The sequence below is a fragment of the Providencia sp. PROV130 genome (assembly GCF_028482225.1).
Taxonomy (GTDB): domain Bacteria; phylum Pseudomonadota; class Gammaproteobacteria; order Enterobacterales; family Enterobacteriaceae; genus Providencia; species Providencia rettgeri.
Genome location: NZ_JAMPQC010000003.1, coordinates 354,850 through 367,708 on the forward strand (window position 1 = coordinate 354,850; position 12,859 = coordinate 367,708).

11 protein-coding genes are annotated in these 12,859 nt (G+C 38.1%); 5 read left to right on the plus strand and 6 right to left on the minus strand.

Going from position 1 to position 12,859, the window contains the following annotated elements:
• The first annotated feature begins 160 nt into the window (after positions 1 to 160).
• Entirely contained in the window at positions 161 to 1,195 is a 1,035-nt protein-coding gene (locus PSF28_RS02825; protein ID WP_210840030.1) for a LacI family DNA-binding transcriptional regulator, read from the plus strand.
• A 253-nt stretch (positions 1,196 to 1,448) separates the two neighbouring features.
• A complete protein-coding gene (locus PSF28_RS02830; RefSeq protein ID WP_210840029.1) occupies positions 1,449 to 2,342 on the plus strand; it encodes an endonuclease/exonuclease/phosphatase family protein in 894 nt (297 codons plus the stop codon).
• A gap of 71 nt (positions 2,343 to 2,413) precedes the next feature.
• Here the strand turns inward: PSF28_RS02830 and PSF28_RS02835 are convergent, their stop codons facing one another.
• On the minus strand, positions 2,414 to 2,701 hold the full coding sequence (locus PSF28_RS02835) for a hypothetical protein (protein ID WP_210840028.1): 288 nt from the start codon (positions 2,699 to 2,701) through the stop codon (positions 2,414 to 2,416).
• 1,056 nt (positions 2,702 to 3,757) lie between these two features.
• Between PSF28_RS02835 and PSF28_RS02840 the strand changes: the two genes are divergently transcribed.
• On the plus strand, positions 3,758 to 4,147 hold the full coding sequence (locus tag PSF28_RS02840; RefSeq protein ID WP_210840294.1) for a hypothetical protein: 390 nt from the start codon (positions 3,758 to 3,760) through the stop codon (positions 4,145 to 4,147).
• Positions 4,148 to 4,261: 114 nt separating this feature from the next.
• Here the strand turns inward: PSF28_RS02840 and PSF28_RS02845 are convergent, their stop codons facing one another.
• Together PSF28_RS02845 and PSF28_RS02850 are read right to left on the minus strand one after the other, a co-directional pair.
• Positions 4,262 to 5,890 (minus strand): FGGY-family carbohydrate kinase, encoded by a 1,629-nt coding sequence (locus tag PSF28_RS02845; protein ID WP_210840295.1) that lies wholly within the window; start codon positions 5,888 to 5,890, stop codon positions 4,262 to 4,264.
• Positions 5,891 to 5,934: 44 nt separating this feature from the next.
• Positions 5,935 to 6,663 (minus strand): SDR family oxidoreductase, encoded by a 729-nt coding sequence (locus tag PSF28_RS02850; protein WP_004910250.1) that lies wholly within the window; start codon positions 6,661 to 6,663, stop codon positions 5,935 to 5,937.
• Between the two features lie 234 nt (positions 6,664 to 6,897).
• On the opposite strand from PSF28_RS02850, the gene PSF28_RS02855 reads away from it, so the two are divergent.
• On the plus strand, positions 6,898 to 7,932 hold the full coding sequence (locus PSF28_RS02855) for a LacI family DNA-binding transcriptional regulator (protein WP_272684596.1): 1,035 nt from the start codon (positions 6,898 to 6,900) through the stop codon (positions 7,930 to 7,932).
• A 51-nt stretch (positions 7,933 to 7,983) separates the two neighbouring features.
• Here PSF28_RS02855 and fetB read toward each other — a convergent pair whose 3' ends face one another.
• Complete coding sequence (fetB, locus tag PSF28_RS02860; RefSeq protein WP_004910254.1) at positions 7,984 to 8,760, minus strand: iron efflux ABC transporter permease subunit FetB; 777 nt, start codon at positions 8,758 to 8,760, stop codon at positions 7,984 to 7,986.
• Between the two features lie 9 nt (positions 8,761 to 8,769).
• The gene (fetA, locus tag PSF28_RS02865; protein WP_210840297.1) at positions 8,770 to 9,423 is read right to left on the minus strand and encodes an iron efflux ABC transporter ATP-binding subunit FetA; all 654 of its coding nucleotides are present in this window, start codon (positions 9,421 to 9,423) and stop codon (positions 8,770 to 8,772) included.
• 467 nt (positions 9,424 to 9,890) lie between these two features.
• On the opposite strand from fetA, the gene PSF28_RS02870 reads away from it, so the two are divergent.
• Positions 9,891 to 10,652 carry an SDR family oxidoreductase gene (locus PSF28_RS02870; protein ID WP_272665125.1) on the plus strand — a complete coding sequence of 254 codons (762 nt, stop codon included), beginning with the start codon at positions 9,891 to 9,893 and terminating at the stop codon, positions 10,650 to 10,652.
• Between the two features lie 167 nt (positions 10,653 to 10,819).
• Here the strand turns inward: PSF28_RS02870 and tkt are convergent, their stop codons facing one another.
• On the minus strand, positions 10,820 to 12,829 hold the full coding sequence (gene tkt, locus PSF28_RS02875; RefSeq protein ID WP_272684597.1) for a transketolase: 2,010 nt from the start codon (positions 12,827 to 12,829) through the stop codon (positions 10,820 to 10,822).
• Between the last annotated feature and the right edge of the window lie 30 nt (positions 12,830 to 12,859).

Sequence of the window (12,859 nt, forward strand, 5' to 3'; positions counted from 1 at the left end):
GTGTTTCTTTAGATTTAAGAGAGGCATATTGGCTATTTTTAGCGCATTTAATCTAGAGCACGAAAAAAGCAAAAAGCACGCTTGATTCGAATGAAAATTGTCCATTGAAGATTAACAACCTTAGGGTTAATAATGAGTTTAGGCTAAGTAAAAGTATTACATGCAAAAAATACGAAAAAGAAAAAATACAGGGCGAGTCACGTTGCAGGATGTCGCAAAATTTGCAGGCGTTGGGTCCATGACGGTCTCTCGAGCTTTGCGTACACCTGAATTAGTATCCGACAAATTACGTGAAAAAATTAATGCTGCGGTTGAAGAACTTGGCTATATACCTAATTCCGCGGCAGGTATTTTGGCTTCTGGTCAAAGCCGCACTGTTGCTGTTTTAATTCCGTCTCTGCGTGATAATGCCAGTTCAGTTTTTCTGCAATCTTTACAAGAAGCGCTGAACAAAAATAGTTATCAAGTCGTTATTGGTAGCCATGATTACCAGCAAAAAAAAGAGTCTGAAGTTTTATCGACACTATTACAGAGTAACCCTGCGGCATTGATTATTTTTGGGGCAGTAAATTCAGAAAGTGTGTCTCATTATCTAAAGAATTTAGATATTCCAGTTGTCAGTGTTGCAGGGGAGTCGAATCATCCAGTCACGTTGAATATCAAGAGTAACGTTGGTGATGCGGTTAATTTTTTAACTAACTATATGTTACAAAAAGGGTATAAGAAAATAGGTTACATTGGCGCTCAAATGGACAGCAAAATGCAGAGCCAACAATTAAGTGGCTGGAACCGAGCGATGCTGACGTATAACCAAAGTGCAGATCAAAGTATTACAACTCCGTATGTTGCAACGATGGATTTTGGTCGTCAGGCAATTAGTGAGATGTTGACCCGCCAACCTGAGCTTGAAGCTGTGATTTGCAGCCATGAAATGATTGCGCTTGGCGTCATTTTTGAGTGCCAGAGACGTTTAATTCAGATACCTAAAATGTTAGCGATTGCTTGTGTTGAAGGTTCTTCAAATTGTGATCACATTCATCCATCACTGACTTCCGTGCGGATTGATTACAGTAAAATGGCTCGAGAAACAGCGAAAAGACTACAAAAATGGCTTGCAGATGTCGATTGTGATTTTGTTGAACGTAAAGAAGGGGTTGTTTTCCCCTATAAATTTGAAGCAAGACAAAGTGCGTAAAATTTAATTTATGACTATTCATCACATTTTATTGAATATCTTGCCTATTTTTAGTAAAGAATAGTGCGGTAACTCACTATTTTGTATAAATAACGGTGGTTTTTTTTTCTCTCGAAATAAGACTGTCGACTTGGTCACTACATCTTTTTTATTCTCTGTTAATGTATGAAAACTGCAAGTTAACGAATTCTAGCTAAGCTGAATTCGTTAACCTGCACTATTTTGTCATATTAGATATTCACAGGGGAAAACAATGAAATTACTAAAAACAATTATTTCCACCACAATTTTAGTTTCTTGCGGTGCGATGGCATCGATGACGGGCTCTGAAGTTTTAAAAGTACAGGATGGAGGAACGCCGAATAAAGTTTACACTTCAAACAAACCGACAATTAAAGTTGCAACGTATAACATTGGTAAAAATGAGTTGGCATCAGATGTCAGTAATCTTGATGAGTTAAATAAGGCGATTGCGAAAATAGATGCGGATGTGATTGTTTTAACAGAAATTGATAATAAAACAGCCCGCAGTAAAAAAGTTCACCAGCTAGAAGAAATCGCTAAAGCCAATAAGATGGATTTTGCTTTTGGTAAGGCACTGGATTTTGATGGTGGAGAGTACGGTGTAGGAATTTTATCAAAATATAAAATCGATAAATCTAAAGTAATTAATTTGCCTTCGGGTGATGCTGAACAACGTGTTGTATTAATATCCCAAATATCAAAACCAGGTTTTGATGCACCAATTATAGTGATGGGAACGCACCTTGATTGGCAGAAAGATCCAACCATTCGCATTGGACAAATTCGCCATATTTTAGATGCAAGTATTGGGGATACGGATACGGGATTTGATAATATTGCGGCATCAATAAAAATATTAGCAGGGGATTTTAATTCAACAGCGAATGAACAGCCTATTCAAGAAATTCGTTATATGTGGAACCCAGTTGAATTTAAAGGTATTGATTACCGTAGCTGGCCAGCGGTAAACCCAGCCATAGATATTGACCATATTTTTACATTTAAAGGCCAGGTTTGGGATGTGAAAAATATGGAAATTCCAACAGATAGCAAAGAGTTTCAATGGTCAAGTGTTAGCGACCACCTACCTATAATTGCTGAATTAGAGCTACAAGAGCAATAGAAGCTTAACAGAAAAATTATCGATAAAAGGCCTCATTTAGTTTGTAGGCCTTTTCAGCTGTAAATGCTAACTTAATTGGTTAGCAATTTTTTCCTTTCAACATACCGTTTTTCGGCTACTTCCAAATAAGACTCAACTGTTGAGTATATTTGCTGACTCTGTTCGGCTAATTGCTGCGATGCATCCAATGTTGCGCTTGTCTGCTGCTTAAATACGGTAAGAAAATCTTGAATGCTATCGAAATGACCTGCGACGTTAGCATAGTAAAATTGGTATACATAAGACTCCTGAGAGTGGCTTAGCTCTGTGTTGTTTTTAATGTTATTAGTTGCAAGTAATAGTAATTGAATATTTGTCATGGTTTACCCTTTTCTTTGGAAAACAATGCTACATGAGATAAAAAAAATATTTTGTCAAATTTGGCCGGATAATTTTATGTATTGGCTAAAAGAAGTAATTTTTACTAGGAATATTCTGTAATTTAGATTGGTGGGTTATATCAAAAATTGGATAAAAGAAGATATATAGAGAAGTTTAATAGTAAATTACTATATGGATATTGTTAAATATTCTTATGCATTTTGAGATTGATTATTGATGTTAACTGTTTAATATCATAATTTTAACATTTTATTAATTAACTTTTTGTTTGTTTTTGTTTTATTAATCAATTGGTTGTGTGGTATTGCGCTTAAAGTGGAAGCGATAACTCGGCTAATTTAGTCTGAAAAGAGAGATTAATCAACAATAGGTTAAAAATTAAGATGGCAAATGGCATAAATTAATGTGTTTTTTATATCAATTTGAATTTTAAGTATTTTTTATTTTTTAATGGTGAGATCTAGCAAGGATGGCTTATTTGAAAATAACGAATATATTCTAATTTAATTTTAATTTACGCTTATATTGAGTTTAAGTACTCACCAGGTGAGTTAATTAACATTTAGACATGACTATTATTAAATTGAATTGTTTTATTACATATTTGGGTTTATTTTTGTTAAGCTATGATGAACAATTAAGGCTTATTATTGTTTCTGTGTTTTGGTAAATGAAACTTCTCTAGTTAAAAAAATACAAATTGAAACAGTTAATGTTTCAAGTACTATTTATATTCTTAGTTTAATACTGGTATACTTACTCATATGATGTGTAAAATAAAGTATAAATACGAGCAGCCTTTATAAATTTAATTGTGTTTGTTTGCTCTGTTGGTGGTGGTTATCGGAGACAGTAATTAGAAAAAACAAGCTATCTAATAAGGTATTCTTATATAGATAAGGCTGGATATTATTAAAATAATTATTATTTACTTACAATTGGCTAATGATAACTACTTAAGTGTATTTTTGGGCGGGGCTATTAGGTCATCCTGGTCAATTGGCTTGTTATTGAATAAATGAGAGCTTAAGAATATGAATATTATAAAGTTGCTCACAATTTTATTGTTAACTGGGGGCTCTTTTATTTTAGGGGTGACATTGAACTATTCCCCTACACCAGATCTTGTGAAAATGGCAAAAAGTAGCGTTGAAGACTATTTATCTTTCCCTGAATCCGCTTCATTTAAAAATGTGAAATATAATTTTATTCGCCAAACTGCGGATAAGGGTGATTTAGGCTACGTTTGTGGTGAAGTGTTTCGAGTTAAGAATGCAAGATTAGAAGGGTATAAAAAATTCATTGTGAAAGCCTATAGTGATAAACAAGGGAAGGTATCCATGTCTATTCCAATGGTTGAGGGAGATTACGATTTAATGCCAAAAGAAATGGTTGATTCGTTATGGGCAAGATATTGTTTTTAAAACTGAGTGATAACGTATGCCTTTTATTAAATCAAACGCAATAGGTAATACGCATCCTAAATAAAGAAAGCCGTAAGCCGGCTTTCTTTAGTATAAATATGACTCAGCGTCATATTAACCTTTTAATTTTCTAGCACATTGTTGTAAATGCAAGAAAGAGGTAAATCTTGTATCGTGCCGAGTTTTATAAGCTTCATTGGCTTGGTAGGTGAGGTCAATTGCACTAAATTGGTCCATGGCTTGTGCAACATCGTCACAGACTTTTCCTGCAACTGCACCGAGGATAGCTGAACCGAGTAAGACAGGCTCACTGGCTTGTGTTGAAATCACAGGGACACCGCACGCATCCGCAAGTAATTGACGGATCAACGGGTGTTGGCCAGCACCTCCACTGACGACAATATTTTCAATAGCAGCACCGGATTTTGCTTGTGCTTCAATAATTTGTCGTAACCCATAGCCAATGCCACACACACCAGCAACATAGAAAGAAAGTAAATTTTCCATGCTGTTATCCATGGTTAGGCCTGCAATGACGGCTCTAGCATGAGGATCAGCAAAAGGAGCTCGATTTCCTAAAAACTCAGGGACAACATGTATTTTTTCAGCTAGCTCAACAGACTGCGATGGTGACGATGCTTTTTCTAATACTAAATCCGCTAACATAACAGGCAAGGGTTTACCTTGTTCTTTTGCAGTGAGTTTTGCTTGTGCTGAAGCGGGGTGCAAGGAAAGTAACTGGTCAATTGCAGCACCTGCCGCACTTTGGCCACCTTCATTTAGCCACATACCCGGCACCATTGCACTGAAATAAGGCCCCCACACACCGGGTATAAATACGGGTTCTTTGGTGGTCGTCATCGTACATGAAGATGTACCAAATACGTAGGCCATATTAGCGGTTGCATCGCCATTAACACCAACGGTACCAATGCCGCCAGCATGCGCATCTATCATACCTGCGGCGACAGGAGTTCCTGCTAGTAAGCCCATTTGCTGAGCTGCGGTTTCCGTCAAGCCGTCACCACAAGGCGTTCCTGGTTCGACAATAAGTTGCCCTATACGCGCGAAATTTTCATCTGCGAGTTCAGATAAACCAATTTGTTGAAAGTAATCTGCATCCCAGCGCTTTTCATGGGCTAGATATGTCCACTTACAGGTTACCGTACAGGTTGAACGAGCCAAAGAATTAGTCGATTTCCAAGTTAAAAAATCGGCTAAATCAAAAAATTGCCATGCATTATCATAGGATTGACGTAAATTTTCTTTTAGCCATAAAATCTTAGGTGTTTCCATTTCAGGCGAAATTTTACCACCAACATAGTTTAAAACTGGATGTTTTAATTGATTAATACGTTCAGCTTGCTCTGTTGCGCGGTGATCCATCCACACAATAATATTACGCTCAGGGTCATTCGATGGGCTAACTGTAATTGATTGTGTATCTGTTCCGATGACAACCAGTGAACAGGTTGCATCAAAGCCAATACCAGTCACTTGTTGTGGTTTTGCTTTTGATGATGCCATTGCGTGTTTGACACAATAACAAACTGCTTCCCAAATTTCGTTACTTGATTGCTCCGCGAAATTGGCGTTGTCACGAAATAGTGTAATATCATGTTTGGCAGACGCTAACATATTGCCAGACATATCAAAGATACCTGCGCGTGCACTGCCTGTGCCAACATCGATACCAATAACGACTTTATCGTTATCTTTTAATGGTGCATGTGAATTATTCATTTTCCCTCCAAGGTGCTAACTGCAATGAATTGCGAGATGACAAGTTAGAGATCAACACTATTAGGCACAATAACAAGGTCACGAATAGTGACATTACGTGGGCGAGTTAACATAAATAATACCGCTTCAGCCACTTCAATCGGTTGCATTAAGCTACCATTTGCTAAGGCTTCTTCCATTTTTTCTTTTGGCCAATCATCAAGTAAGGCAGTAACCACAGGGCCGGGTAATACCGCACCAACACGCACACCATGCTCAGAGACTTGACGGCGCGTTGAATGGACGAAGGCTTGAACAGCAAATTTTGATGCGGTGTAAATCGGTTCCCAAATTACAGGAACAACACCTGCAATTGAACTGGTGAATAACACATCGCCTGATTTTTGAGCAATAAAATGAGGTAATACCGCGCGAACACAACGGAAGGCTGCATTAATATTTAAATTTAACACTTTATCCCATACATCAGGGTCACCTTCAGCAACGGGGCCGCCAATATAGGCACCAGCGTTAGCATGGAAAATGTCTAAACCGCCTGCTTTTTGTAAAATGGCATCTAACATTCCATCAACTTGTTCCGGTTTCATTAAATCGATAACTAATGGAATTGCATTTTCACCTAATTCTTCAACAAGTTGGTTTAATCGCTCTTCTGCGCGGTCAATTAGAACGACTTTTGCACCTGCTTTGATCAGTGTGCGTGCACATTCAAGCCCAATACCAGAAGCAGCTCCGGTAATTGCTGCGACTTTGTTCTCAATAGAAATGGCCATAATTTACTCCAATCGGATATTTTAGCGAAATGTAAGAATGAAAAGCGCCTGAAATTAATGAAACAGCAATGAGTCACGGGGATGGATAGGTGGCTACATGCGATGGATTGATAGTATTTATTTTGCAGTATATCAACTCATGCATCATCAATTTCAATATTGCTCAATCGATGTAGCAGTATTGCGACTTTTCGACTTTGGTGTCAAGCTAGTAAAAAATGGAGATGAGAATCTGTGACAAAGATCAGACAAAATAAGAAAACAACGATCTATGACCTTGCCGACTTAGCAGGGGTTTCAGCGAGTGCAGTGAGTGCAATACTCAATGGTAATTGGCAAAAAAGGCGAATTAGCGCACAACTTGCTGAAAAAGTGATCCGCATCGCCGAAGAACAAAATTATGCAGTCAATAAGCAAGCCAGTTTATTGCGTAGTAATAAATCCAAAATAATCGGTATGTTAGTTCCGAAGTATGACAACCGCTATTTTGGTTCTATTGTCGAACATTTTGAGGAAATGGCGCGTGAAAGAGGGTTATTTCCTATTATTACCTGTACGCGGCGTGACCCTGAATTAGAAATAGAAGCCGCACGCGCAATGATTTCTTATCAGGTTGATTGGTTGGTTTCAACAGGGGCAACCAATCCGGATAAAATCACTGAAATTTGCCAAGCTTCCGGTGTCTCAACCTTGAATTTAGACTTACCAGGCTTGTTGGCGCCTTCTGTTATTTCAGACAACTATCTTGGTGCAAAAAATTTAACACAACGTATTTTAAGCAAAAATAAATCTCAGACATCAACACATGAAGCTTTAATTTTTATTGGTGGTCGTGAACATGACCACAATACACGAGAACGTATTCGTGGGTTTATTGATGCACATAATGAAAAAGGTATCACAGTTCCACAAGAAAATATTTTGGCCTGTGGTTATGCACCGGAAAAAGCAGAAAAAGCACTTTCACGATTTTTCGAACAGAATAATGAGGAACCACAGAAAATAGTGAAATGTGGTTTATTTATTAATTCAACCATTTCATTAGAAGGGGTTATTGATTGGTTAGGTAAAAAAGGCTATATCGGTTCGCGTCAACCCCATTTAGGCTGTTTTGACTGGGACCCTTTTGTTGCACTATTAGGTAATGACATCGAAATGGTTAAACAGGACGTGCCAACGATGCTAAATCATATTTTTAAATTGATAGATAATGAAAATAGCAAAGCACAGTTAATTGAAGTATTACCTGTGGGGGTGGTTAAAGAGTGATATTAAGTAAGTGCCGCTTATCGTTGATGATAAATAAGCGGCAGAAGGTTATTATTTATTCAGTGTGGTAACCAATAATTGATGGCGTTGGTTATAGAATTTTGTATAAGTCATATACCCAGCCAGTATGGTTGAAAGGCTTGCGGTACCTAACAGCATAAAAGTCACCATAATCTGGTATTTAACCGCTTGTAACGGGTCAACTCCAGCAAAAATCAGACCAGACATCATACCCGGTAAGCTGACAATTCCTACTGTTTTGGCTGAATCCACCGTTGGGATCAATGATGCTCGGATACTGTCGCGAATAATAGCAGCAGAAGCAATTTTTGGGGTTGCCCCTAAACTTAACATTTCTTGAATTTGTTGTTGTTGGCTTGAAAACCGTTGGCCGAGGTTATTAAAGCATAATCCTACTGCAATCATGGCATTACCTGCAATCATTCCAGTGATAGGAATTACCTGCATAGGTGTAAATGCGATGGCGTTGGTTAATATTAAGATTAACAATGTAAGAAATGTACCGGAGGTAATGGCAATTAATGCAGTAACATAAATTTTATCAATATATTTGCTTCTTTTCTTAGCGTTCCACGCGGCATTGACGCAAATAAACATCACCAAGGCAATCGTGAGCAATTCGTGATCAACATTAAAAATATATTTTAGAATGTAGCCAGCGATCAATAGTTGAATAATCGCTCGGCAAGTACTCCAGATAATATCTTTTTCAAGGGATAGTTTTTCTTTATGACTAATAAAAATAGCCACAAGGACTAACAGAATAGAAAAGGTTAATGATTCATTGGAAATAGTTGGTTGATGCACAGTGATATCCTATGATTCGTTGTGATGAACAGGAAGGGTAATAACTTCATTGGTATGAGCGATTTCATCTTGATCATGGGTTACCCATAACACGCCTATTTTTTTGTCACTCGTTAAGTGATGGATAAATTCATTCACTATAATTTTGTTTTCTTCATCTAGGGCACTGGTGATTTCATCTAACAGTAAGACTTGTGGGAGAAATTGTAAGTTTCTAATAAGAGAAATACGCTGTTTTTCTCCACCAGAGAGTTCGTTGATCCCTTTGTCTAAAATAGATTCATGCAGAGAAAATTGGTGCAAATCACTGATGACTTTCTCTTTATTAAGCGGCAATTTCCGAATCTGATAGGGGAAAGCGAGGTTGTCATACACAGTTTGTCCAAACAAGGTGGGCGTTTGAGTGCAGTATGAAACTTGCTGGCGATAAGTTTCTGGTGAGATAGTATTGATATCTTTCCCTTGAAACTTAATCGTTCCTTGGGTTGGTGAAATTAACGAGGCGATTATTTTTAATAAAGTACTTTTACCGCAGCCGGAAGGGCCTGTAATCAGTTTGAAGTCACCTGCCTGTAAGTTAATCTGCACATTATCAAGAATTGTTTTTTCCTCAATGCTATACCCAATATTATTAAGTTGTAGTAGTAAGTTACTTTCTTCCATATTATCAATAACCTATAAATTTTATATGCAGTATTTAGTGTAAATGATATTCATTTCAATATCTTACTCAATAACCCAGTGCTGGTATTGTTTAATATCAATTTAGATATAACTAATATTATGCGCCAGTTAACCGGAAATTTATAGGGAAATGAAAAATGTATTTTTGACGGAGCTGTTACAACATAGAGGGGTTTTTAGATGGTTTTTACAGTTAAAGATAAAGTACAAATATTCATTTAGATTATTATTTTGAACATATGTCCATTCGGAATTTAGTGAGGTATTTAATTTGAGAAATATCTCTTTTTTTTACATGAATAATATAGAACTTAATTGGCAATAATATTATATTAATAATACCAAGTAATTTAATCTTCGTTTAATATTTTGCTGTCTCTCTAAGACGGCACTATATTTATTTCATCTATATATTCAATATCACATCATGATGTTAAGGAATTAAAATGAAAAAATTTAGTGGCTATAACACCAACTTTTCACTTGATGACAAGGTCGCTTTAATTACCGGGGGAGCAGCAGGTATTGGGTTGGCGATTGCTCAACTGTATGTTGAAAAAGGAGCTAAAGTTGCCCTAATCGATAAGTCAGATAACGTGGTAACGACTGCGGAGAAATTAGGAAATTCAATTGGTATTCAATGCGATATCACAAATTCTACGGCGGTTTCTCAGATGGTAGAACATGTCATTGAACATTATGGCCGGCTAGATATTGTCGTTAATAGTGCAGGAATTGTAGCGCTTGCTCCCGCTGAAAATTTACGTGAATCCGATTGGGACTTAACCATGAATGTGAATTTAAAAGGGACTTTTTTAGTTTGCCAAGCTGCGGGTAATGTAATGATTAATAATGGAAAAGGAAAAATTATTAATATGGCATCTCAAGCGGGGGTGATTGCCTTAGACCAGCATGCGGCCTATTGTGCGAGTAAAGCGGCAATTATTGGTTTAACCCAAGTATTAGCACTGGAGTGGAGCCCGAAAGGCATACAAACTAACGCCATTTCACCAACTATTGTCATGACAGAATTAGGTAAAAAGGCGTGGGAAGGTGAAAAAGGTGATGAAATGAAAGAAAAAATCCCTGCAAGGCGCTTCGCCGAACCTTCTGAAATTGCGGCATGCGCACTATTTTTGGCCAGCGATGCATCCGATATGATTACAGGTCATAATTTAGTGATTGATGGTGGCTACAGCATCCAATAATGATATTAAATCAATAATAAAAAAAGCGAGTATAATTAGATATTCGCTTTTTTATTGTTTCATGATTATTATTTAAATAAAAAATAAGCCAAATAACATAGGTATTATTTGGCTTGTAATAGGAAATTACAAAGTAGGATAACAGATATTAATTATTGCTATATCAATTAATCATTAGGTTTTAATAATGAAAGCGACATAGTAATAAGCTTTTCTACGGTGAAACCGAAATGTTTAAATAATTGGTCCGCAGGAGCCGACTCACCAAAGCTATTCATGCCCATAACTAATCCATCAATTCCTACGTATTTACGCCAGTAATCACTAATACTGGCTTCTATCGCAATGCGATAGCGAACGTGATTGGGTAAAACACGCTGCTGGTATTCTAAGGGTTGTTGGTCGAAGGTATCTGTTGATGGCATCGAAATGACATTCACATTAAAACCTTGTTCAGTCAGTTGTTTCCATGCTTCAACCGCTAACGTGACTTCAGAGCCTGTCGCAATTAATAGTAATTCAGGGGCTTCACTATTACCGCGTAAAATATATCCTCCTCGAGCAATATTGGTGAGCTGTTCGGGGGTGCGCGAATACTGTATTAAGTTTTGACGGGATAACACAAGTGCAGTTGGGTTTTGTTGATGAATGATAGCCTGCTGCCAAGCTACGGTAGTTTCTACTTGGCAGCAAGGGCGCCATACTGACAAATTAGGTGTTGCACGTAGTGAAACAAGTTGCTCAACAGGTTGGTGCGTTGGGCCATCTTCACCTAAGCCAATTGAATCATGGGTATAGATAAGCACTTGCGGTAATTTCATTAATGCGGCCATTCTCACGGCATTTTGTGCATATTCCGAGAACATCAAAAAGGTTGCAGTGTAAGGGCGGAAACCGCCATGTAATGCAATTCCATTTGCAATGGCGGTCATACCGAACTCTCTGACACCATAATGAATGTAGTTGCCAGCAGGTTGTTCATTAATCGGCAGTGAACCAGACCAATAGGTAAGGTTGCTTGGGGCTAAGTCTGCGGAACCCCCGATTAACTCAGGTAAAGCAGGGCCAATTATATTTAACGTATTTTGTGATGCTTTACGTGTAGCTATCGTTGCAGGGTTATCATTTAATTTTTGAATAAAGTTATCAATGATATCCGTAAATTTATCAGGGAGTTGATTAGATAATCGCTGAGTTAGCTGCTCAGCGAGTTCTGGGTATTGTTTTGTGTATTCTCGTAATGCTTGTTCCCAACGTAATTGTTGCTCAGCACCACGTTCTAGGGCATTCCAAGGTTCATATATGTCATCGGGGATCACAAAAGGAGGGTACTCCCAACCCAGTTGTTGGCGAGTCAGAGCTATTTCATCTTGTCCGAGTGGCGCACCATGAGAATCCGCTGTACCTGCTTTATTAGGAGAACCATAACCAATTGTGGTTCTACAGATAATGAGTGTTGGTTTCGTCGTTTGTTGGTGAGCTTGTTCAATGGCCGCTTTGATTGCGGGCCTAGAATGACCATCGACTTGATGAATAACATGCCAGCCATAGGCTTCAAAACGCTTGGCTGTATTATCAGTAAACCAACCTTGCGTGTTACCATCAATAGAAATGCGGTTATCATCATAAAATGCAATGAGCTTATTGAGTTTTAACGTTCCCGCTAATGAGCACACTTCATGAGAAATTCCTTCCATTAAACAGCCATCGCCTAAAAATGTGTAGGTATAGTGGTCGACAACAGGGAAACCAGAGCGATTAAATGTAGCAGCTAGGGTTTTTTCTGCTATTGCCATACCAACTGCATTGGCGATGCCTTGCCCCAGTGGGCCTGTCGTGGTTTCAACGCCGGGGGTATAGCCTAATTCGGGATGGCCTGGTGTTTTGGAATGGAGCTGTCGGAACTGTTTTAAATCATCAATCGATAACTCATAGCCTGTTAAATGAAGCAAGCTATAGAGCAGCATTGAGGCATGGCCGTTTGACAATACAAAGCGGTCACGGTTAGGCCAATGTGGGTCTGCGGGGTTGTGCTGTAAATAATCTCGCCAAAGAACTTCAGCAATATCAGCCATTCCCATTGGGGCTCCGGGGTGGCCTGAATTGGCTTGTTGTACGGCATCTATTGAAAGAAATCGAATGGCATTGGCTAGTTTATTTTGTGGTTGAGTGGACATTACAAAGCTCCCAAAGTAAAAGCGCCTAAA